Origin of the sequence: Salmonella sp. SAL-020 (genome assembly GCF_017372215.1) — a bacterium.
In the GTDB taxonomy this organism is placed as follows: Bacteria; Pseudomonadota; Gammaproteobacteria; order Enterobacterales; family Enterobacteriaceae; genus Salmonella; species Salmonella enterica.
Window position 1 is genome coordinate 2,476,838 of the sequence record NZ_CP071690.1, and the last position, 22,777, is coordinate 2,499,614.

Annotated in this window: 22 protein-coding genes and 2 pseudogenes; 13 read left to right on the top strand and 11 right to left on the bottom strand. The window is 52.1% G+C overall.

Translation table 11 applies throughout. The features are described from left to right. Window positions 1-115: 115 nt before the first annotated feature. Entirely contained in the window at window positions 116-844 is a 729-nt protein-coding gene (mpaA, locus tag J1G48_RS12005) for a murein tripeptide amidase MpaA (protein WP_000219111.1), read from the top strand. Here mpaA and ycjG read toward each other — a convergent pair. Beyond that, window positions 819-1,784 (bottom strand): L-Ala-D/L-Glu epimerase, encoded by a 966-nt coding sequence (gene ycjG, locus J1G48_RS12010; RefSeq protein ID WP_001258064.1) that lies wholly within the window; start codon window positions 1,782-1,784, stop codon window positions 819-821. The two genes, mpaA and ycjG, sit on opposite strands and share 26 nt — an antisense overlap. A gap of 115 nt (window positions 1,785-1,899) precedes the next feature. On the opposite strand from ycjG, the gene tpx reads away from it, so the two are divergent. Then, window positions 1,900-2,406, top strand: a complete 507-nt coding sequence (gene tpx, locus J1G48_RS12015) for a thiol peroxidase (protein ID WP_000084401.1) — start codon at window positions 1,900-1,902, stop codon at window positions 2,404-2,406. Window positions 2,407-2,495: 89 nt separating this feature from the next. Here the strand turns inward: tpx and tyrR are convergent, their stop codons facing one another. From tyrR to pspA, 8 genes are all read right to left on the bottom strand, one after another. Further along, complete coding sequence (tyrR, locus tag J1G48_RS12020) at window positions 2,496-4,037, bottom strand: transcriptional regulator TyrR (protein WP_001235493.1); 1,542 nt, start codon at window positions 4,035-4,037, stop codon at window positions 2,496-2,498. 147 nt (window positions 4,038-4,184) lie between these two features. Next, entirely contained in the window at window positions 4,185-5,246 is a 1,062-nt protein-coding gene (locus J1G48_RS12025) for a YcjF family protein (RefSeq protein ID WP_001294466.1), read from the bottom strand. Then, window positions 5,243-6,640: a YcjX family protein gene (locus J1G48_RS12030; RefSeq protein WP_000825860.1), complete on the bottom strand. Its 1,398-nt coding sequence runs from the start codon at window positions 6,638-6,640 to the stop codon at window positions 5,243-5,245. The genes J1G48_RS12025 and J1G48_RS12030 overlap by 4 nt, the downstream gene beginning before the upstream one ends. A gap of 148 nt (window positions 6,641-6,788) precedes the next feature. Continuing rightward, window positions 6,789-7,103: a thiosulfate sulfurtransferase PspE gene (gene pspE, locus J1G48_RS12035; RefSeq protein WP_000913432.1), complete on the bottom strand. Its 315-nt coding sequence runs from the start codon at window positions 7,101-7,103 to the stop codon at window positions 6,789-6,791. 75 nt (window positions 7,104-7,178) lie between these two features. Then, window positions 7,179-7,397 carry a phage shock protein PspD gene (gene pspD, locus J1G48_RS12040; protein WP_001097610.1) on the bottom strand — a complete coding sequence of 73 codons (219 nt, stop codon included), beginning with the start codon at window positions 7,395-7,397 and terminating at the stop codon, window positions 7,179-7,181. 22 nt (window positions 7,398-7,419) lie between these two features. Next, entirely contained in the window at window positions 7,420-7,779 is a 360-nt protein-coding gene (gene pspC, locus J1G48_RS12045) for an envelope stress response membrane protein PspC (protein ID WP_000508938.1), read from the bottom strand. After that, complete coding sequence (gene pspB / locus J1G48_RS12050; RefSeq protein WP_001274953.1) at window positions 7,779-8,003, bottom strand: envelope stress response membrane protein PspB; 225 nt, start codon at window positions 8,001-8,003, stop codon at window positions 7,779-7,781. The genes pspC and pspB overlap by 1 nt, the downstream gene beginning before the upstream one ends. A gap of 59 nt (window positions 8,004-8,062) precedes the next feature. Then, window positions 8,063-8,725, bottom strand: a complete 663-nt coding sequence (gene pspA / locus J1G48_RS12055) for a phage shock protein PspA (RefSeq protein ID WP_000511011.1) — start codon at window positions 8,723-8,725, stop codon at window positions 8,063-8,065. A gap of 170 nt (window positions 8,726-8,895) precedes the next feature. On the opposite strand from pspA, the gene pspF reads away from it, so the two are divergent. From pspF to sapF, 6 genes are all read left to right on the top strand, one after another. Continuing rightward, window positions 8,896-9,876: a phage shock protein operon transcriptional activator gene (gene pspF, locus J1G48_RS12060; RefSeq protein ID WP_001676912.1), complete on the top strand. Its 981-nt coding sequence runs from the start codon at window positions 8,896-8,898 to the stop codon at window positions 9,874-9,876. A 111-nt stretch (window positions 9,877-9,987) separates the two neighbouring features. Further along, on the top strand, window positions 9,988-11,637 hold the full coding sequence (sapA, locus tag J1G48_RS12065; RefSeq protein WP_001241620.1) for a peptide ABC transporter substrate-binding protein SapA: 1,650 nt from the start codon (window positions 9,988-9,990) through the stop codon (window positions 11,635-11,637). Then, window positions 11,634-12,599 carry a peptide ABC transporter permease SapB gene (gene sapB / locus J1G48_RS12070; protein ID WP_000583297.1) on the top strand — a complete coding sequence of 322 codons (966 nt, stop codon included), beginning with the start codon at window positions 11,634-11,636 and terminating at the stop codon, window positions 12,597-12,599. The genes sapA and sapB overlap by 4 nt, the downstream gene beginning before the upstream one ends. Then, on the top strand, window positions 12,586-13,476 hold the full coding sequence (sapC, locus tag J1G48_RS12075; RefSeq protein WP_001146150.1) for a peptide ABC transporter permease SapC: 891 nt from the start codon (window positions 12,586-12,588) through the stop codon (window positions 13,474-13,476). Before sapB ends, sapC begins: the two co-directional genes overlap by 14 nt. Beyond that, window positions 13,476-14,468: a peptide ABC transporter ATP-binding protein SapD gene (gene sapD, locus J1G48_RS12080; RefSeq protein WP_001128869.1), complete on the top strand. Its 993-nt coding sequence runs from the start codon at window positions 13,476-13,478 to the stop codon at window positions 14,466-14,468. Before sapC ends, sapD begins: the two co-directional genes overlap by 1 nt. Before the next feature lies 1 nt (window position 14,469). Beyond that, on the top strand, window positions 14,470-15,276 hold the full coding sequence (gene sapF / locus J1G48_RS12085; RefSeq protein WP_000230462.1) for a peptide ABC transporter ATP-binding protein SapF: 807 nt from the start codon (window positions 14,470-14,472) through the stop codon (window positions 15,274-15,276). 15 nt (window positions 15,277-15,291) lie between these two features. On the opposite strand, the gene J1G48_RS12090 is transcribed toward sapF, so the two are convergent. Next, the gene (locus tag J1G48_RS12090; RefSeq protein WP_001268405.1) at window positions 15,292-15,999 is read right to left on the bottom strand and encodes a diguanylate phosphodiesterase; all 708 of its coding nucleotides are present in this window, start codon (window positions 15,997-15,999) and stop codon (window positions 15,292-15,294) included. Between the two features lie 466 nt (window positions 16,000-16,465). Next, window positions 16,466-17,839 (bottom strand): SPI-2 type III secretion system effector kinase SteC, encoded by a 1,374-nt coding sequence (gene steC, locus J1G48_RS12095; protein WP_001116913.1) that lies wholly within the window; start codon window positions 17,837-17,839, stop codon window positions 16,466-16,468. A gap of 34 nt (window positions 17,840-17,873) precedes the next feature. Here steC and J1G48_RS12100 point away from each other — a divergent pair, with 34 nt between their 5' ends. The 5 genes and pseudogenes from J1G48_RS12100 (at window position 17,874) to J1G48_RS12115 (ending at window position 22,588) form a co-directional block, all read left to right on the top strand. Next, window positions 17,874-18,053: a hypothetical protein gene (locus J1G48_RS12100; protein WP_014341090.1), complete on the top strand. Its 180-nt coding sequence runs from the start codon at window positions 17,874-17,876 to the stop codon at window positions 18,051-18,053. After that, window positions 18,028-18,326, top strand: a pseudogene (locus J1G48_RS23330) (hypothetical protein). Before J1G48_RS12100 ends, J1G48_RS23330 begins: the two are co-directional and overlap by 26 nt. A gap of 117 nt (window positions 18,327-18,443) precedes the next feature. Beyond that, window positions 18,444-19,232: an enoyl-ACP reductase FabI gene (gene fabI, locus J1G48_RS12105; protein WP_000506501.1), complete on the top strand. Its 789-nt coding sequence runs from the start codon at window positions 18,444-18,446 to the stop codon at window positions 19,230-19,232. 199 nt (window positions 19,233-19,431) lie between these two features. After that, window positions 19,432-20,409, top strand: a pseudogene (locus tag J1G48_RS12110) (CMD domain-containing protein); the annotation flags it as partial. 244 nt (window positions 20,410-20,653) lie between these two features. After that, complete coding sequence (locus tag J1G48_RS12115; RefSeq protein ID WP_000485048.1) at window positions 20,654-22,588, top strand: exoribonuclease II; 1,935 nt, start codon at window positions 20,654-20,656, stop codon at window positions 22,586-22,588. Window positions 22,589-22,777 lie beyond the last annotated feature (189 nt).

Consider the following 22,777-nt stretch of genomic DNA (forward strand, 5'->3'; position numbering starts at 1 on the left):
CCAGAAAGTTGATATCGCGCCATACAAGAGGGTAAATAGAAACCATTTGATAATCGGCGGGTTTTACACAACACTACGATGATTACCCTACTGGTCTCAGCTTCGGGAAACGCGTATGACTGTCACCCGCCCCCGTGCCGAGCGCGGCGCATTTCCGCCAGGCACTGAACATTATGGACGTTCGCTACTAGGCGCGCCGCTAATCTGGTTTCCGGCACCTGCAGCCAATCGCGAAAGCGGTCTGATACTGGCTGGCACCCACGGGGATGAAACCTCATCCGTGGTGACGCTCTCCTGTGCGTTACGCACCTTAAATCCAACCCTTCGCCGTCATCATGTCGTACTTGCCGTTAATCCTGATGGCTGTCAACTGGGGTTAAGGGCAAATGCGAATGGCGTTGATCTAAACCGTAACTTTCCCGCCGCCAACTGGAAAGCGGGTGAGACAGTTTATCGCTGGAATAGCCGCGCGCAAGAGCGTGATGTCGTGCTGCTAACCGGCGACCATCCCGGCTCAGAACCGGAAACCCAGGCGCTTTGCCAGTTAATTCATCGACTCCAACCCGCCTGGGTCGTCTCTTTTCACGATCCGCTAGCCTGCATTGAAGATCCACGTCGCAGCGAGCTAGGCGAGTGGCTGGCCGATGCGTTTGCGTTGCCGCTGGTGACCAGCGTAGGTTACGAAACGCCCGGTTCGTTTGGCAGCTGGTGCGCCGACCTCAACCTGCACTGCATTACCGCCGAGTTTCCCCCTGTTTCTGCCGATGAAGCCAGCGAAAAATACTTGCTGGCTATGTCGAATCTGCTCCGCTGGCATCCTAAAGATGGAGTTGACCCGTCGTAAAGCGTAGCGCGGGCTCAACATCAACCGCCAGCCATGTTGGGCCATCAAGATCGGCGAAGCTCACCTGCGGCATAAGCGGCAGCGCGGCGCTAATCGCTCTTGATGTACAGAGCATACAGCCCAGCATCAGGCCGAATCCTTGCTCCCGCGCCTCCGTTGCCAGCGCCAGCGCCTCAGTCAGACCGCCGGTTTTATCCAGCTTAATGTTGATCATATCGTAGCGCCCCGTCAGGGCTTTCAGACTACTGCGAGTATGGCAGCTCTCATCTGCACAGATGGGCAACGGATGAATAAAATTTTCCAGGGCGGCGTCATCCTGCGCGGGCAGCGGTTGCTCCAGCATCGCGACATTCAGATCCGCCAGTAACTGGCAACGCGCCGCCAGCCCCTCCGGACGCCACGATTCATTGGCGTCCACAATGAGCGTCGCCTCCGGCACCGCCGAGCGGATCGCCACCATACGTTCGCTAATCAGACGAGCATCGAGTTTAATTTTCAGCAACGTCGCCCCTTTTTCCCATAGTGCCGCCGCACTGGCTGCCATCTGTTCCGGCGTACCTATCACTACCGTTTGCGCGGTAGTAAAAACCGGGGACAGCGTCACGCCGAGCAGCCCGGCAAGGCTTTGCTGCCGCTGGCGGGCCTGCAAATCCCATAAGGCGCTATCCACCGCGTTGCGCGCCGCGCCTGCCGGCAACAGTTTCTGCAATGCTTCGCGAGTCAGCCCGTTTTCCAACTGAGGCACAATACTCATGATTTGCGCCATGACCGAGGCATCACTTTCACCATAACGTGGATATGGCGTACATTCCCCGATGCCTTTTACGTCCTCTTCTTCCAGTTCGACAACGACAACATGCGCTTCGCTTCGGCTACCACGCGCAATAACAAAAGGCGTATGTAACGGCCAGGTTTCCTCATATACCTTAACAGATCTCATCTCTTCCCCTCTGATAGCGCCGGACGCGGCTTGCTACAAATAGTATTTGCCGTGTTAATGAATAATGACTTAAACTGGATTTCGACGTTAACTATAAGTAAATAGGAACATAATTATGTCACAGACTGTACATTTCCAGGGTAACCCGGTCACCGTTGCCAACGTTATTCCGCAGGCTGGTAGCAAAGCACAGGCTTTTACTCTTGTCGCAAAAGATTTGTCTGACGTTTCCCTCAGCCAATATGCAGGCAAACGCAAAGTGCTGAATATTTTCCCAAGCATTGATACTGGCGTATGCGCCGCATCAGTTCGTAAGTTTAATCAACTGGCCACAGAAGTGGAGAATACCGTCGTATTGTGCGTTTCTGCTGACCTGCCTTTTGCACAGTCGCGTTTTTGCGGCGCGGAAGGCCTGAGCAACGTTATTACGCTTTCCACTCTGCGTAATAACGAGTTTCTGAAAAACTACGGCGTCGAAATCGTTGACGGCCCGCTGAAAGGTTTGGCGGCGCGCGCAGTCATCGTGCTTGACGAAAACGACAACGTTATTTTCAGCCAGTTGGTGGATGAAATCACCCACGAGCCGGATTACGACGCCGCGCTTAATGTCCTGAAGGCATAAGCCAGCGCCTGCTGGCGCTACGTTTGTCAGTACTACAGGCGGTGCTCTTTTGTCACAAGAAGGCCTCTATCCGGAGGCCTTCTTTTTTTCTACTCTTCACCCTTCTTCTGGCTCAGACCATATTCACGCAGCTTATTGGCAATCGCGGTATGCGATACCCCCAACCGTTTCGCCAGTTTACGCGTACTCGGATAGCTACGATAAAGCTGGGTCAGGACAGAACGTTCAAAACGACTGGTAATGTCATCCAGCGAGCCTTCCATCGCATCCTCGCCGACTGCCACCGTCGCGGCATCGTAGTCAGGCAGCAGGATATCCTGCGGACGCAGCTCATACCCTTCCAGTTGCGTCAGCGCCCGGTAAATCGCATTTTTAAGCTGGCGAACGTTACCCGGCCAGCCGTAACGAGTGAGGACCGTACTCAGATCGGCAGACAGTTTCGGTCGCGGAACGCCCTGTTCGTCGGCAAAACGCGCCACGAACAGTTCGGTCAACGGCATAATATCCTGCGGACAATCGCGCAACGGCGGCAAATTAAGCGTCAGAACGTTAAGTCGATAATAGAGATCTTCGCGGAACAGTCCTTTTTGCACCAGCTCCACCAGATTTTTCTGCGTGGCGCAGATAACGCGGACATCAACATGAATTTCGTGATCTTCGCCGACGCGACGGAACGTACCATCGTTGAGAAAACGCAGCAGCTTCGCCTGCATACGCGGCGACATTTCGCCAATTTCATCCAGCAGCACCGAACCGCCATTCGCCTGTTCAAAGAAACCTTTTTTACCTTCCGGCGCATGGCCAAATAGTTCGCTTTCTACCGCATCTTCCGGGATTGAAGCGCAGTTGAGCGCCAGATACGGTTTCGCTGAACGAGGGCTTGCCTGGTGACAGGCATAGGCGAAAAGATCTTTGCCGGTTCCCGTATCGCCGGTAATCAGCAGCGGCGCGCTGAGCATCGCCAGTTTGCGCGCCTGCTCAACGACGTGCTTCATCTTTGCGCTCACGGCAATAATCTGACTAAACGCGCTCAGATCCTGCGTGGACAAATTCTGTAGCTGCTGTCCCATACGAATCGTGGAACGCAACATCACGACCGCCCCGGTCAACACGTATTCGTCATTTTCGTTTTGTAAATGTACCGGCGTAATCTCCATCAGGAAGTTTTGCCCGTTGATCACGACATGTTCGTTATGGGAGCTTTGCGGGTTACCGTCCAGCCAGCGCTGAAAATTGAAGCCGTTGATTAATTGTGCGGCGGTATGGTGCCGCATTCGCTCCTGGCTCTGGGCAAAAAGTTGACAACTCGCCGGGTTCGCCATCTCCACTTTACTCTTCATATCCAATGAGAGCACCGGCTCCGGCAACGCCTCAAGCAGCGCGCTCAGGGCCAGATGTTCACGTTCGGACGGCATCCAGGGAACGGTACGGACATCCGTTACGCCGGAAATACGGCGGATTTCTGCCATCAGGCTGCTGAAGTCGGTGAATTCCAGCTCAGCAAAATTAAGATAAATTCGCCCAATGGGATCAATCTCGATTCCGCGTAAATCAATGCTACGTAACACCAGTAAATCAAGTAATTCGCGGGTCAGACCAAGTCGGTCTTCACAAAAGACTTCCAGACGCATGGGAACCTTCACCTGAATAATGAACCATTAAATAGATGATAAGCCACTATTCGGCTGGCAGGAAGGATTCTGTCAACAAATATTGACAGCATGACGGAAAAACGGGCGCTGCGGCGTAAAGCCAGGCAATCAGCGCCCTGTGGAAGGTCATTTCTCAGGCGACGACTTACTCTTTTGCAGCGTCTCTTTTAGCTGACCGATAAGCTGACGACGAAAATCACCGAGACGTGGTTTATCGTTATCGATCCACGGCAATGGTCGACATAGCTCCATCGCTTTTATTCCCAGTCGAGCGGTAAGGAGACCTGCGCCAATCCCCTGCGCCGCGCGCGTAGACAGGCGTGCGGCCAGATCCTGAGACATCCAGTCCATACCGACTTCACGCACCAGCTCACTGGCCCCCGCGAACGCGATATTCAGCAACACCAGACGGAACAGACGAAGGCGGCTGTAATAACCAAGTTCAATGCCATACAGCGTTGCGATGCGGTTAATCAGGCGTAAATTACGCCAGGCAATAAACGCCATATCCACCAACGCTAACGAGCTGACGGCGATCATCAGAGTCGATTCCGCGGCGAAACGGCTAATCTCACGTCGCGCCTGCGCGTCAAGTACCGGCTGTACCAGATGCGCATACAAGCCGACGATTTCCCTGTCGTTTTGCGTTTCGTGAATAGCGGCATACCAACGTTGTAATGCCGGATGTGATTGATCAATCCCCGCCTGCTGCGCCAGTTTTTCGCAAAATGCGCGACCTTTCCCGACGCTATGGCTATGTAACAGTTCACGCGCCTCATCGCGCTCATGCGCCCGCTGGCGCAAGCGCCATAATCGCCGCCACTCCGTGACCACCGATCCCACGCCAGCGCCAATGATCAGCGCGCCTGCGGCACAGCCGCCTAAAGCGACCCAGTCCTGAGTTTGCCAGGCATTCATTGTCCACTGTACGCCTTGCCCGACCACGCTCGCGCCAAACAGCGCCAGCCCTCCCATCACCATTTTACGCCACAGACTGCGTTTGGGGCGCAGCGCGGCATCGACCGCCGCTTCTGCCACGCCTTCGTCTTCCGGGCGCTCATCGATAGCTGCAGGCGCAAATGTACGCGACTCCGCTTCGCTAAAAGTTTGCTGCGCTTTGAAGGCCGACGTAGGTTCCTCCTTTAGCGGTTCTGCAAAATCAATACGCGGTTTTAACGGTTCGCTCATCGCAGCTTATCTCCTATTAAAAACTCCAGCGCAGCGTCCAGACGAATATGTGGTAACGGTTTATCAACATCCATCACCTGCGGACGAAAGGCTTCGAACTGAAAACCCTGACTATCCCAAAACGCTTGTCCCGGCAAACGCGAAGGCACTTCGCCGGGGTACACGGTTAACGGCGCGCCGTCACTCAAACGGTTTCCACGTAAAGCCGGGATTTTTTCACCGTTGACCTCAATCACGCCGCTGGTGGTCGCCTGTACCGACGCCAGCCCTAGGCAATCCATACTAATGCCTTCAAACGCGGCATTTTGCCAGGCATCCTGAATAAGCTGCTGGAGCAAGGCCACCATATTGGCATGTTGGTCGAGGGTGACATGGTCGGCTTTCGTCGCGGCGAACAGCAATTTATCAATCACCGGCGAAAACAAGCGGCGAAACAGAGTCCGCTGGCCATAGTGAAAACTTTGCATCAACTGCGTTAAGGCGAGACGCATATCATTAAACGCCTGCGGCCCGCTATTAAGCGGTTGCAGACAGTCGACCAGTACAATCTGGCGATCAAAGCGTAGAAAATGATTTTTATAGAACCCTTTGACCACTTTTTCGCAATAGTAGTTAAAGCGTTCGCGCAGCATTCCAGCGTTGGTCTGTTTATCCGCCTGCGCCAGTTTTGACTCGCCGAAGGCGTCCACATCCGGCCACGGGAAAAACTGCAACGCTGGCGCACCCGCCATATCGCCCGGCAAAACAAACCGTCCAGGTTGAATAAAATGCAATCCCTGCGATTTACACTGATGCAAATAATCCGTCCAGGCGGCGGCAATCTCCGCCAGCCGGTTTTCATCGGCGGGTGCCAGCGGATCGAGCCCGTCGCAAAGTTGCCGCCATTTTGCGGCCCACTCAGCGCGTTGTCCTTGTAACAAGCCGTTCATCTGACGGGACCAGCTTAAATAATCCTGAGCCAGCATGGGCAGATCGAGTAACCATTCCCCTGGATAGTCCACAATCTCCAGATACAATGTCGAGGTATCTTTAAAATGGCGCAGCAGCGAGTCGTTGGAGCGATAGCGCAACGCCAGCCGAATCTCACTGACGCCGCGCGTCGGTGTGGGCCATGCGGGAGGATTGCCATAAAGCTGAAGTATCCCCTCATCGTAGGTAAAACGGGGAATACCAAAATCACGTTGAGGCACGCGCTTTACGCCAAGCAGGCGTTCTTCGCGTACCGCGCTGAGCAACGGTAAGCGCGCGCCCGCGTGGACATTAAGCAACTGGTTAACCATCGCCGTGATAAACGCTGTTTTACCGCTGCGGCTCAACCCGGTTACGGCAAGACGCAAATGCCTGTCTACCCCACGATTGACCAGCGCGTTGAGTTCAGTTTTAAGTCGCTTCATTGACATCCTGTTGAGCCTGAAGAGAAGAAAAAATAATAACGAGCCTGCGTTATAGATATGTGCAAAAACGTTATTATCAACTACCCGGAGAGATCAACAACGGCGCATTAAGCGCCGCGGTTAGTATGAGTATTGAGCAATAGATTATCTATTTTTTTACTTTCGGCATATCAAGACGACTGATGCCGCCCATATTCATCGCGTGCGTATACCCCATATCAAGCAACATTTGTTTTGCCATGCCCGACTGTCGTCCGGAGTTGCAATATAACTTTACCGTATCGTTCCTGTCTGGAACTACCGTTTCGATATGAGATTTAATCTCCTTCAATGGGATATTAATCGCGCCCTGAATATGCTCACGCTGATATTGTTCCGGAATGCGGACATCTATCCAGTATTCTGCGGCATAAAGCGGCATGGCTACGAATAACGCTAACGCAAATATTCCTTTTTTCAACATACTTCCGTCCTGACACGTAATGTATTTCGCACACACTATACGCCAGAGCTTAACGAAATATTATGACCAGACTCGCTATTTGTAACGCTGCGAAATTTTATTCGCCGCCTTACGAAGTACTGGCTCCAGCGCAAACGCCAGCAACATTTTTAGCGGACGACGGGCGACGGATTTTACCGCCCATCCCGCCACGCCGGCAGGCCCGTAGCGTAACGCGGTCAACAGAACCAGCTTACCTGCTATTTTGAAGCCGGGCTTCACCTTCTGCCCGACGCGTTGCCAGCGAGTATTCATCTTCACCTTCCCGATATAACACTTAAAGTTGACGGAAACGACTACGCAGTGTGAACGTATCTGACGTGACGTAGCGTTCCATTTCTCGCAAACGCTTTTCGCCTGCGGCAAGCTCTCTGTCTACGGTATCCAGCAGTTCGCCGCTGGTCGGCTGCGGTTTGCCTGCGGCCAGATTATCCGGCATAGGGTCCAGTACAAAAGACAGAACGATATAGGCCACTACGGTAAAAAACGCCAGCCCAAAGAAAATCGACAGCACGACCAGAATACGCACCAGTTTTACCGGTACATCAAGGTAGTCGGCGATCCCGGCGCAAACGCCACGCACCATGCCCTTTTGCGGCATACGCCATAGTTTTTTATTCAGATTGATTCCACCCATTAGCGCTCTCTCCAGTTCGGATGCTCTGCATCAAGAATGTCTTCCAGCGCCTGAATGCGCTCGCGCATACGTTGCGCATCGTCTGTGAGTTGCAGTAAGCGTTGCTGCTCGCTTTGCGACAGTTCTCCCCGACCGGCGCGGTTGCTGTAATGCAGCCACAGCCAAATCGGTAACACAAACAACACAAAAATGGTTAACGGGATGGCCAAAAATAGCGCGCTCATGCGTTCTCCTTACACCTAAAGCTGATGAGCGACGGCGCGTATCGGCGCCGCCATTGTCATTATTGATTATCTTGCTTCATTTTGGCTTTCAACTGCGCCAGCTGCTCGCTGATTTCATCATCGGCTTTCAGGTTGGCAAACTGTTGGTCCAGCGATTGCTGCTTACCAAAACGATGGCTTTCCGCTTCCATTTGATCGATACGACGTTCAAAGGATTCAAACCGCGCCATGGCTTCATCCAGTTTGCCGCTGTCAAGCTGACGACGGACATCGCGGGAAGAACTCGCCGCCTGATGACGCAGCATCAGCGCCTGCTGGCGAGCGCGTGTTTCGCTGAGTTTGTTTTCCAGCTCGCCAATCTCTTTCTTCATGCGCGCCAGCGTGTCATCCACCAGCGTGACTTCCTGTTCAAGCGTAGCAATTAAATCGGTCAGCTTTTGTTTTTCAATCAATGCGGCGCGCGCCAGATCGTCTTTATCTTTGCGCAGAGCCAGTTCCGCTTTTTCCTGCCACTCGGTCTGCTGAACCGTAGCCTGTTCAATGCGACGGGATAACTGTTTCTTTTCCGCTAAAGCACGCGCGGAGTTCGAGCGAACCTCCACCAGCGTATCTTCCATCTCCTGAATCATCAGGCGCACCAGCTTCTGCGGATCTTCCGCTTTTTCCAACAACGCATTGATATTGGCGTTCACGATGTCGGCAAAACGAGAAAAAATACCCATAATTCAATCCTCACATAATGTTCTGATAACGGGCGATGCCCTGCTACATGGTTAATACAATTTGCGTGCCAACTTTTTATACCACTGATAGTAAAGGAATTATTTCGTTTTACCTCGCCAGCAAAAAAGGATAAAGTGGTGAAAAACACTAACAAGTGGCGATTTTCATCATGGCTGAATTTAAAGATAACCTGCTCGGCGAGGCAAACCGTTTTCTTGAAGTACTGGAACAAGTCTCCCGGCTCGCGCCGCTGGATAAGCCAGTGCTGATTATTGGCGAACGCGGTACGGGTAAAGAACTTATCGCCAATCGCCTGCACTATCTCTCTTCACGCTGGCAGGGGCCGCTTATCTCGCTTAACTGCGCAGCGCTTAACGAAAATCTGCTGGACTCCGAACTGTTTGGTCATGAAGCGGGTGCTTTTACCGGGGCGCAAAAACGCCATCCCGGTCGCTTTGAACGCGCCGATGGCGGCACGCTGTTTTTGGATGAACTGGCGACAGCGCCAATGCTGGTACAGGAAAAGCTACTGCGGGTGATTGAATATGGCGAGCTAGAGCGCGTCGGCGGCAGCCAGCCGTTACAGGTTAATGTGCGATTAGTATGCGCCACCAATGCCGATTTACCCGCCATGGTAAAGGAAGGAACATTTCGTGCCGATCTGCTCGACAGGCTGGCTTTTGACGTTGTACAACTGCCGCCGCTGCGCGAACGTCAAAGCGATATTATGCTGATAGCCGAGCATTTTGCTATTCAGATGTGTCGTGAGCTACGTCTGCCCTTATTTCCCGGTTTTACCGATCGGGCAAAAGAAACGTTGTTGCATTACGCCTGGCCGGGTAATGTCCGCGAGCTGAAAAACGTAGTCGAACGTTCAGTGTATCGCCACGGCAGCAGTGAACATCCTTTGGATGAAATTGTTATCGATCCTTTTCAACGCCATTCCGCCGAACCGCCCACGCCCGCCCTGCCAGCGGCATCCGCCACGCCTGACCTGCCGCTCAAGTTGCGGGAGTTTCAACTGCAACAGGAAAAAGCGCTGCTGCAACGTAGCTTACAACAGGCGAAATTTAACCAGAAACGAGCCGCCGATTTGCTGGCACTCACCTACCACCAGTTTCGCGCCTTGCTTAAAAAGCATCAGCTTTAGCTATTTCTCCGGCTAATTGACGACATTTACGCCAGTTATCCACCGACATTTTTACGTGGCGGGCCGAAGTGCGATACACTTTGCAAATTGAACTTCAAAAACTTAACTATTATGCGCCTGGTTTTATCGTCTCTGATCGTGATAGCGGGTCTACTGAGTAGTCAGGCTACGGCTGCGGCTGCGCCCGAACAAACTGCGAGTGCAGATATTCGCGATAGCGGCTTTGTGTATTGTGTCAGCGGGCAGGTCAACACCTTTAATCCGCAAAAAGCGAGCAGCGGCCTCATCGTCGATACCCTGGCAGCCCAGTTATATGACCGCCTGTTGGATGTCGATCCCTATACTTATCGTTTAGTCCCAGAGCTGGCAGAAAGCTGGGAAGTGCTGGATAACGGGGCAACGTACCGTTTTCACCTGCGCCGCGACGTTTCCTTTCAAAAAACCGCCTGGTTTACGCCGACCCGAAAACTCAATGCTGATGATGTCGTCTTTACCTTTCAGCGGATTTTTGATCGTCGGCATCCGTGGCATAACATCAACGGCAGTAGCTTCCCCTACTTTGATAGCCTACAGTTCGCCGACAATGTAAAAAGCGTGCGTAAGCTGGACAATAACACCGTTGAGTTTCGCCTGACGCAGCCAGACGCCTCCTTTTTATGGCATCTGGCTACACACTACGCTTCCGTCATGTCCGCTGAGTACGCCGCGCAGCTTAGCCGAAAAGATCGTCAGGAACTGCTAGACCGCCAACCGGTCGGCACCGGGCCTTTCCAGCTTTCGGAGTACCGTGCCGGACAGTTTATTCGTCTCCAGCGCCACGATGGGTTTTGGCGCGGCAAACCGCTGATGCCGCAAGTGGTAGTGGATTTAGGCTCCGGCGGTACCGGGCGTTTATCGAAATTACTGACCGGTGAATGCGATGTTCTGGCCTGGCCCGCCGCCAGCCAGCTAACTATTTTACGCGACGATCCGCGTTTACGTCTGACGTTGCGCCCGGGGATGAATATCGCCTATCTGGCCTTTAACACCGATAAGCCGCCGTTGAATAATCCCGCAGTGCGCCATGCGCTGGCCTTATCGATCAACAACCAGCGTCTGATGCAGTCGATTTATTACGGCACGGCGGAAACCGCAGCCTCCATTTTACCGAGAGCCTCATGGGCTTACGATAACGATGCCAAAATTACGGAGTACAATCCGGAAAAATCGCGCGAACAGCTAAAAGCGCTGGGCATTGAGAATCTTACGCTGCATCTCTGGGTGCCGACCAGTTCTCAGGCCTGGAACCCAAGTCCGCTAAAAACGGCGGAGCTTATTCAGGCGGATATGGCGCAGGTTGGCGTAAAAGTGGTCATTGTGCCGGTTGAAGGTCGTTTTCAGGAGGCGCGCCTGATGGATATGAATCACGATCTGACCTTATCCGGCTGGGCCACGGACAGCAACGATCCGGATAGCTTTTTCAGACCACTGTTAAGCTGTGCGGCCATCAATTCGCAAACCAATTTCGCCCACTGGTGTAACCCTGAATTTGACAGCGTGCTGCGTAAAGCACTGTCGTCGCAGCAGTTGGCTTCGCGCATAGAAGCATATGAGGAAGCGCAGAATATCCTGGAGAAAGAGCTGCCGATACTGCCGCTGGCATCATCACTACGCCTGCAGGCTTACCGCTACGATATTAAAGGGCTGGTGTTAAGCCCGTTCGGCAATGCGTCTTTTGCCGGCGTCTCCCGCGAAAAACACGAAGAGGTGAAAAAACCATGATTATCTTCACCCTGCGTCGGTTATTGCTGTTGCTGGTGACGCTATTCTTCCTGACCTTTATCGGCTTTAGCCTGAGCTATTTTACGCCGCACGCGCCGCTACAAGGCGCATCATTATGGAATGCCTGGGTTTTCTGGTTCAACGGTCTGCTGCACTGGGACTTTGGCGTGTCCAGCATTAACGGCCAGCTGATCTCCGAACAGCTTAAAGAGGTGTTTCCCGCCACGATGGAGCTGTGCATTCTCGCCTTTGGTTTTGCGCTGATGGTCGGCATCCCGGTCGGGATGCTGGCTGGCGTGACGCGTAGCAAATGGCCGGATCGTTTTATCAGCGCGCTGGCGCTATTAGGTTTCTCAATTCCGGTTTTCTGGCTGGCGCTTCTGCTCACACTGTTCTTTTCGCTCACGCTGGGGTGGCTGCCGGTATCCGGGCGATTTGACCTGCTTTATGAAGTTAAACCGGTTACCGGTTTCGCCATCATTGACGCCTGGATTTCAGATTCGCCATGGCGTGATGAAATGGTGATGAGCGCCATACGGCATATGGTTTTACCGGTGCTCACGCTCTCCGTCGCGCCGACCACAGAAGTGATCCGCCTGATGCGAATCAGCACTATTGAGGTCTACGATCAGAACTACGTTAAAGCGGCGGCCACGCGCGGCTTATCGCGCTTTACGATTTTACGCCGTCACGTGTTGCATAATGCGCTGCCGCCGGTCATTCCCCGTCTTGGTCTGCAGTTTTCAACCATGTTAACGCTGGCGATGATTACCGAAATGGTTTTCAGCTGGCCTGGGCTGGGACGATGGTTAATTCACGCCATTCGTCAGCAGGACTATGCCGCTATTTCCGCTGGCGTGATGGTCATTGGGTCGCTGGTTATTGTGGTCAATGTGATTTCCGATATTTTGGGTGCTATGGCTAACCATCTGAAACATAAGGAATGGTATGCCTTACGATAGCGTATACAGCGAAAAGCGCCCGCCAGGCACCCTGCGCACTGCCTGGCGTAAATTTTATAGCGACGCGCCTGCGATGGTGGGTCTGTATGGATGCGCCGGTCTGGCGTTGCTGTGTATTTTTGGCGGCTGGATCGCGCCCTATGGTATCGATCAGCAATTTCTGGGCTATCAGCTACTGCCACCCTCCTGGTCACGCTATGGCGAAGTCTCCTTTTTTCTGGGGACTGACGATCTGGGGCGCGATGTGCTGAGCCGCCTGTTAAGCGGCGCGGCGCCCACGGTCGGCGGCGCGTTTATCGTAACGCTGGCGGCTACGCTATGTGGATTAGTCCTCGGCGTAGTGGCAGGCGCGACGCACGGTTTACGCTCTGCCGTGCTGAACCATATTCTGGACACGCTGCTTTCCATCCCTTCGCTCTTGCTGGCGATTATCGTCGTGGCATTTGCCGGCCCACATCTGTCACACGCGATGTTTGCCGTCTGGCTGGCCCTGTTGCCGCGAATGGTACGTTCCGTCTACAGCATGGTGCATGATGAACTGGAAAAAGAGTACGTCATTGCCGCCCGTCTGGATGGAGCGACAACGCTGAATATTCTGTGGTTCGCCATTTTACCGAATATTACCGCCGGTCTGGTCACCGAAATTACCCGGGCGCTGTCGATGGCGATTCTGGACATCGCCGCGCTGGGATTTTTAGATCTCGGCGCGCAGCTTCCCTCTCCTGAATGGGGCGCCATGTTGGGGGATGCGCTGGAGCTAATCTATGTCGCGCCGTGGACCGTTATGCTACCCGGCGCGGCGATAACGCTCAGTGTTTTACTGGTAAACCTGCTCGGAGATGGGATTCGTCGTGCGATTATTGCGGGGGTGGAATAATGCCGTTACTGGATATCCGCAATCTCACCATTGAATTTAAAACCAGCGAAGGTTGGGTAAAAGCGGTCGATCGCGTCAGTATGACATTAAGCGAAGGTGAAATTCGCGGCCTGGTAGGTGAATCGGGTTCCGGAAAGAGCTTGATTGCTAAAGCTATTTGCGGCGTCGCGAAAGACAACTGGCGAGTCACTGCCGACCGTATGCGTTTTGATGATATCGATCTGCTGCGCCTCTCCTCACGTGAACGGCGTAAGCTGGTCGGACATAATGTGTCGATGATCTTCCAGGAGCCGCAGTCGTGCCTTGATCCTTCCGAACGCGTCGGCCGCCAGTTAATGCAAAATATTCCCGCCTGGACCTATAAAGGCCGCTGGTGGCAGCGTTTAGGCTGGCGTAAACGGCGTGCAATTGAATTACTGCACCGGGTGGGAATTAAAGATCATAAAGACGCGATGCGCAGTTTTCCCTATGAACTGACCGATGGCGAGTGTCAGAAAGTTATGATCGCTATCGCGCTGGCGAATCAACCGCGACTCCTGATCGCTGATGAACCCACCAACTCAATGGAACCGACGACGCAGGCGCAAATTTTTCGCCTGTTGACGCGACTGAATCAAAACAGTAATACCACCATTCTGTTGATTAGCCACGACCTGCAAATGCTGAGTCAGTGGGCTGACAAAATCAACGTTTTATACTGCGGCCAGACGGTAGAAACCGCGCCAAGTAAAGATCTGGTGACGACGCCACATCATCCTTATACGCAGGCGCTTATCCGTGCGATTCCGGATTTTGGCAGCGCGATGCCGCATAAAAGCCGTCTCAATACGCTGCCGGGCGCGATCCCGCTACTGGAGCAGTTACCGATAGGTTGTCGTCTGGGGCCGCGCTGCCCTTACGCGCAACGAGAATGCATTATCACGCCACGCTTAACCGGCGCGAAAAATCATCTCTATGCCTGTCATTTTCCGCTGAATATGGAGAGAGAGTGATATGGTGGAAACTCTGCTTGAAGTGCGCAACCTGAGTAAAACCTTTCGCTACCGGACAGGATGGTTTCGCCGCCAGACCGTCGACGCCGTGAAACCATTAAGCTTTACGCTTCGTGAGCGTCAGACCCTGGCCATTATCGGCGAAAACGGTTCCGGCAAATCCACGCTGGCAAAGATGCTGGCCGGCATGATTGAACCCACCAGCGGCGAGCTTCTTATTGACGATCATCCCCTGCATTACGGCGACTATTCGTTTCGAAGCCAACGTATTCGAATGATTTTTCAGGACCCCTCAACGTCACTGAATCCACGTCAACGTATTTCGCAGATCCTTGACTTCCCCCTGCGCCTTAATACCGATCTGGAGCCGGAACAGCGGCGCAAACAGATTGTCGAGACGATGCGTATGGTGGGGCTATTGCCCGATCACGTGAGCTACTACCCGCATATGCTGGCGCCGGGGCAGAAACAGCGTCTGGGCCTGGCCCGCGCGCTGATTTTACGCCCTAAAGTCATTATCGCGGACGAAGCGCTGGCTTCGCTTGATATGTCCATGCGCTCGCAGCTCATCAATCTGATGCTTGAATTGCAGGAAAAGCAAGGCATCTCCTATATCTATGTCACGCAGCATATCGGCATGATGAAGCATATTAGCGATCAGGTATTAGTGATGCATCAGGGGGAAGTGGTTGAACGCGGCAGCACCGCCGATGTGCTCGCCTCTCCGCTACATGAGCTTACCCGCCGTTTAATCGCAGGCCATTTTGGCGAGGCGCTGACCGCTGACGCATGGCGAAAGGATCGCTAAGCGAAACAAATACCCTCAGTTCGATTCTCTGAGGGTGTTCATGCGACTGCCCAACAGCAATGTTTCAACCTCTTCTAACGCAACGGAAGGAAATAACGTGCCCTGGGTTGCCCAAATGCCTGCCGTTTTTAACACCGGCAAATAGCGTGTGTTTTCCTGGCCCCCCACCACGATCTTGTCACAATAACGCCGGATATGTTTGACAAGCAGCGGAAACGTCATTTTTTCAATTTGTGAGACAAAAAAGCTGCGATCAAGTTTTACGCCGCTAAAACACCCGCAAACTAATGGCACAGCAGTTGCATTCCCTACGCCCAGGTCGCCCAGCCATAATGGATTAGGTTGCTTATGAAGCGCGTGTATTAAAGGATCGATTAAGGCGTTATCTTGACATGAAAAATGTTCAGCGACCTGCAGCTCCACAAATAGCATGGCGTGTAGTAATGCGCGAATATCTTTATCCTGAAGGACAAGCTGCGCCATACCCCGATCAATATTTACGATACAGAATAGGCCGTGGCGTAGAAACCAGCCATGTTTGGCCGCGATTGTCCGCAACAGATCAAGCAGAAAACGGCGCTTCTGCGAATTGTCCCATGACGAGATAACAAACTCAGGGTGTAGCGGACGAGCGGGCGACGATGCAAAATGGGTAGTGATTTCGACACCCAGTAAATCCCCCTCCATTGCCCTTATCGGCTCTGCCATAAAAAAATAGCGCATGTGACCACTCCACTTGATCTTAACTCCCTGATAATGCGCTTTTAACGCAAATCAATCAATAAAAACGATCAATATATAAAAAATGATCGAAAAAAACAATATATGTTAACTTCATGATAACTTGCTAATTTTATGTTTTGAGAATGTTCCTCTATTGCTATAAGGAAATTTACATACTACGCCGAACAACGCTAATACGACGGCATGAGACCATCCGTAAAGCCAGGTTTTTCTTGTCAGGCAGAGGGGAAAAATCAAGGCGAGTTAATGTTGTTACACCATTGCGAGGCATTTCACCCACTATGGCAGCGCGGCATCGCCAACCCTAGTGGCGAGTTGCATCTCCGCTACAGGCTGTCCAGATCCCCCGAACGACCTTTAAGCGAATAGCAACTCTCAATAATTGATCGGTAAATCTGTAGCGAATGTGCCCCCGGCGATTCGCAGAAAAGAACGGAACTAAATGCTATTTTTTTAATTCATCCTTTAATACCTTAGCCACAAGAGTCCCTTCCTCCGGCGCGGCTAGTTTAAAACGTCTTCCTGGCGCAGGTGTCTGTTCTTCCTCTCCGATTAACGCATCAAGATCCGTAATAAGTGACTTATAATATTCAACATCTTCAGTATTTCCTTCGGTCTCGGCCCGCTTTAATTTTATCATGTGATGGGCCTTAATTTGCTCTTCCAGTTGCCTTGTTGCAAGAGAAACGCTTCGCTGTTGCCGTGATTCTTGTGATAACACGATTTGATCGCCATCCACAAAGAAAAGAACCCCCTCTTTAACCAGAATATTACCTAAGATATTTATATCATGCATATAAACCCCCCGGGATTTAAGAAGCGCCTCCGCCATTCGATAGTTATCTTCATCTTCAACATCGAACTCCTGACCTTGAATATATTTTGAAACTAAAACCGTAACGTCTTTACCATTAATATTCATGATGGCCGAACGAGAAAAATTCTTGTCGCCATTGGCCATATTCAAATACTTACTGACACGCTCAGGATGACAATTACGATGTTCCTGAGAGTTAACATCCACTTTTATTCCCCGCTCATTAATTGGAATCTTAACAACAAAGTCATCATGTAACCGATAGACTGTCCCATAACTTCCGCTACCTATTTTATTTTTTTCAATATCACGCATGCGAATATTTTTCTGAAACTCCGGCGAGTTAATAAACGCCTCTATTGCCGCTGGTTGTGATGCATCCGTCTGATCAATAGCGCCGCTCTCATCACCAGACGCCGTGGCGGGCGTGGTCAGGAAGCCTATCAAACGTTGCTCAAAAGCCTCATAGATTCCATTACTACCTGCCTCGCTCGGCGGTAGATTATCATTACCCAAAGCGGCAAGCGTAATTTCCCCGTTATTATAATTAAACATCGTTTCTTTTAAAAAATCGACGCAACGTTCAGAACACTCCGTCTCGGTCACTAATACTCCATCGTAAAACATCTGTAGTAGTAACATATTTTCTTGATGTGCTAATACCTCTACAGTGTATTTATCTATTGTTTCAGGTCTGGAGGCATCAATAAGTTTAATATATCCAAGAAGGGGGCGCCATCGTGTACAGTCTTCATCTCGCTTCGAAAATGGTCCTGGAGAGAAAGGCCCTTTAATATCGGGATGCTCTTTTTTTTGGCACAGTAGATTATAGATTTCTCTATAATCAGAAATTAAACTTCGCCTGGTAAATATATTCCTGAAAAAATCTATAAATTTCTCACACGTTGAAAAAACATGTTCTCTTTTATTATCGATGATATCTCTTAAATACCTTTCTGATATCTGGCAACTATGATTTCCGATATGAAATGTAAACGGCATATGTCTCATCCTCTGAAAATTTATTATAATACACATGCAAACATATAAAAACCTGGTTTGTAACTACTGTAATCACCTGATTTCCAAAATTTTTCATATTCAGTATTACTCTGCATCAATAAATAGAGAAAACCTTCAGCGCTTAAAAAAGAAATTATTTTTGTTAAGCATTTGCTGGTTAAAATTACATGTCCATAACACCGCTAATAGGTGAGGTAAACCATTTGGATGAATATTCAGGCTTCCTACAGAACCTTTATTTGTCTGGTGGAAAGCGCATCGCTATCGTACTTGCTATCCGTCCCGGTGTCTCTGGTTGGATGAGGCGAACCTTACACCAGCTGGTATACTGCACCCTAGGGCCTGTCCCATTAGACTCTTTGATTTGCCAGTTTGGCCCTGGGAGTGCTCAAAATCCTCAGGGGCTTCGTTACCGTGTGGTTTTAGAACGTCACCTGCCGGAGATAGCGGCGGAAAAATAGCGTGACACACGGGGCCAGGAGTGGGATATAATTTCAGACTAATTTCGAATAATGTTGAAAAGTTGCTGTTAACCATTGTTCGTAAAAGCAAAAAATAAGCAATGACTATAAGGATTAAAGCTATGGGTTTTCTTTCCGGTAAGCGCATTCTGGTCACTGGCGTGGCCAGTAAACTGTCCATCGCCTACGGTATCGCACAGGCGATGCACCGCGAAGGAGCTGAACTGGCGTTCACCTACCAGAACGACAAACTGAAAGGCCGCGTAGAAGAATTTGCTGCCCAGCTGGGTTCCAGCATCGTTTTACCGTGTGATGTCGCTGAAGATGCCAGCATTGACGCTATGTTTGCGGAGCTGGGTAACGTTTGGCCGAAATTTGACGGTTTTGTACACTCGATCGGTTTCGCGCCTGGCGATCAGCTGGACGGCGATTATGTTAATGCGGTTACCCGCGAAGGCTTTAAAATCGCTCACGATATTAGCTCTTACAGCTTTGTTGCCATGGCGAAAGCCTGCCGCACCATGCTGAATCCGGGTTCTGCGCTGTTGACCTTGTCTTATCTGGGAGCGGAGCGCGCCATCCCGAACTACAATGTCATGGGTCTGGCGAAAGCCTCTCTGGAAGCCAACGTGCGTTATATGGCAAATGCAATGGGGCCGGAAGGCGTTCGCGTCAACGCCATCTCTGCGGGTCCAATCCGCACGCTGGCGGCGTCCGGTATTAAAGACTTCCGTAAAATGCTGGCGCATTGTGAAGCCGTTACGCCAATTCGTCGCACCGTGACCATTGAAGATGTGGGTAACTCAGCGGCGTTTCTGTGTTCCGATCTCTCGGCAGGCATTTCTGGCGAAGTCGTCCATGTTGACGGCGGGTTCAGCATTGCGGCAATGAATGAACTGGAACTGAAGTAAGCGCATTAAGTTTATTAGCGGGCGGCACGGCTGTGCTGCCCCATTCCCCTCACTCACCGCTCATCTCGTTATATAGCGTTCTGATATTTGTTATCACCTAACAATCTTTCATCCCTTTCCCGCATACGCCAGGATAATCCAGCATAAACGATCCGACGCCGAATCATTATCGATCGCCATTTCATCCTCGGGAAACCCTATGGAACAATGCCGAAAAGCGGGTAAAAGCCACTGGTATCATGAAACACAATCCACTATGTCGTCACAACCCCCGCTTTCGCTGATGCCGGAAGCCGCGTATGTTAACGATCGTTTTTTACTGGATTTAACGGTATCAGAAACCGCGTTGACGCCTTTTGAGTCATGGTTAAAGCCCGCTCACCAGTTGGCGGATGTCTTATTTCCCCGCACGGTTCTCAACGACCGGCTTCATACGTTTAGCACCTATGAACGTATGAGCACCGCGCTGACCGCCGCTCAGGTATTTGGGGTTCAGCGTTTGTGCCGCTATTATGCCGCGCGTCTGGCGCCGCTACCTGGCCCTGATGCCTCAAGAGAGAGCAATCAACGGCTGGCGCAAATTACGCAATACGCTCGTCAGCTTGCCGGCTCCCCCTCCGTTATCAATACGCGAGCCCGCGAACAGCTTGCAGAGGTGGGATTAACCGCCCGGGATACCGTACTCATCAATCAGATCATTGGGTTTATCGGTTTTCAGGCGCGGGTAGCGGCGATATTTCAGGCGTTTTGCCGTCTGCCCGTGCGCGAACTGCCCGGCCAGGAGATGCAGCGCTTTGCCAGGGCCGCGCGGTTTCAAAACCCCCAGACGATATGGCGGCCCGCCGCCAGTCTGGTAGAATATCCTCCAGCCCATACCAAAGTTCGGCGGCAATATTCGTCTTCACAATGCCAAATGATGGCGCCGGTACTCATGCGCGATCCGTCTTCATTCGCGTTACTCGAACGCATACTGACCAGCACATTACACACTGCATCGCCCCCTTCTTTACTTCCACTTATCACGCTCCTCACATCACGTATCAACGGCAGCGCCGCCTGCTTTAACGAACAGGCAACCCAACCTGGCGCGTGGCGTCGCGCTGTCATCACGTTACGCCAGGAAGACGACGACATCGCTCGTTGGGAACTTGAGCCTGCGCTGACACAGGCGATACAATGGCTCACCAGAGCGCCCGATCGCTTTAGCGCCGCGCATTTTTTCCCGCTACTCACCAGGGGAGTTTCATCGGAGCAGGCCATTAATATGTTAGGCTGGTGCGGCGTGTGCGGATGGTTAAATCGTTTAAAAATCGCGTTGGGCGAAACCTATTAACTCATCCATTACTGAAAGAGCGCTTGCTGCGCCAGGCAGAATCGCGTAAAACTGTCAGCCGCTCTTTTGGCTACGAAAATAGACGAATATGTTTCAGGACAACCCGCTGCTAGCGCAGCTTAAACAGCAACTGCATTCCCAGACGCCGCGCGCTGAAGGGGTCGTAAAAGCCACGGAAAAAGGCTTTGGCTTCCTTGAGGTTGACGCGCAAAAAAGCTATTTCATTCCTCCGCCGCAGATGAAAAAAGTGATGCATGGCGATCGTATCGTCGCGGTCATCCACACGGAAAAAGAACGTGAGTCTGCCGAGCCGGAAGAACTGATCGAACCGTTCCTGACGCGTTTTGTGGGAAAAGTTCAGGGTAAAAATGACCGCCTGTCCATCGTGCCGGATCATCCGTTGCTGAAAGACGCGATTCCCTGCCGCGCCGCGCGCGGCGTTCAGCATGAGTTCAAAGAAGGTGACTGGGCGGTTGCCGAAATGCGCCGCCATCCGCTTAAAGGCGACCGTTCGTTTTACGCCGATTTAACGCAGTACATCACCTTTGCCGACGATCACTTTGTTCCCTGGTGGGTTACGCTTGCCCGCCATAACCTGGAAAAAGAAGCGCCGAACGGCGTAGCGACGGAGATGCTGGACGAAGGGCTGGAGCGTCAGGATCTGACCGCGCTGAATTTCGTCACTATCGATAGCGCCAGCACTGAAGATATGGATGACGCGCTATATGCTGAGGAATTAGCGGACGGCAGACTCCAGCTTACGGTGGCTATCGCCGATCCTACCGCCTGGATTGCCGAAGGCAGTAAGCTGGATAACGCCGCGAAAATTCGCGCCTTCACCAACTACCTGCCGGGCTTCAATATTCCTATGCTGCCACGTGAGCTGTCTGACGATCTGTGCTCACTGCGCGCCAACGAAGTGCGTCCGGCGCTCGCCTGTCGCATGATAATCTCCGCGGACGGCACCATTGACGATGATATCGCCTTTTTTGCGGCCACCATCGAATCGAAGGCCAAGCTGGCGTACGACAATGTCTCCGACTGGCTGGAAAATAACGGCACCTGGCAGCCGGATAACGAAGGCATTGCCCACCAGATTCGTCTGTTGCACCGTATTTGCCTAAGCCGCAGTGAGTGGCGTCATCATCATGCGTTAGTCTTTAAAGACCGCCCGGATTACCGCTTTGTGCTTGGCGAAAAAGGCGAAGTACTGGATATTGTGGCGGAACCGCGCCGTATCGCTAACCGTATCGTAGAAGAGTCGATGATCGCCGCTAACCTTTGCGCCGCGCGCGTACTGCGCGATAAGCTCGGTTTCGGTATTTACAACGTACATACGGGCTTCGATCCCGCGAATGCCGACGCGCTGGCCGCGCTGCTGAAAACGCATGGTCTGCATGTCGATGCCGAAGAGGTGCTGACGCTGGAAGGCTTCTGTAAACTGCGTCGCGAACTGGATGCGCAGCCCTCCGGTTTCCTTGACAGCCGCATTCGTCGCTTCCAGTCTTTTGCGGAAATCAGCACCGAGCCGGGGCCGCATTTCGGTCTTGGTCTTGAGGCTTACGCCACCTGGACCTCTCCTATCCGTAAGTATGGCGATATGATTAACCATCGCCTGCTGAAAGCGGTCATCAAGGGGGAGGCTATTGCGCGTCCGCAGGAAGATATCACCCAGCAAATGGCGGAACGCCGTCGCCTGAACCGCATGGCGGAGCGCGATGTCGGCGACTGGTTATATGCACGCTTCCTTAACGATAAGGCGGGGACAAATACCCGTTTCGCGGCAGAAATTATTGACGTCAGCCGCGGTGGTATGCGTGTGCGACTGGTCGATAACGGCGCTATCGCCTTTATCCCTGCCCCGTTCCTGCACGCCGTTCGCGATGAACTGGTATGCAGCCAGGAAAACGGTACGGTACAGATTAAAGGTGAGACGGTTTATAAAGTGACGGATGTCATTGATGTCACTATTGCGGAAGTTCGCATGGAAACCCGCAGCATTATTGCCCGACCGGCAGCGTAACCACGCTTAGCTCGCTCAACGGCCTTTGCTGAGAAGGCAAAGGCCGTTTCTTTTCTTCTTCTCCCTTCCGTCATGCTCTAAGTTTAATCTTATTCAAGCGCCCCATTTCTTGTTATTTTTAGCTGGCGACTATGCTTTTTCCAGAATCTGGATTACATATGAATACATAGATAAAACAATACGTTCAGC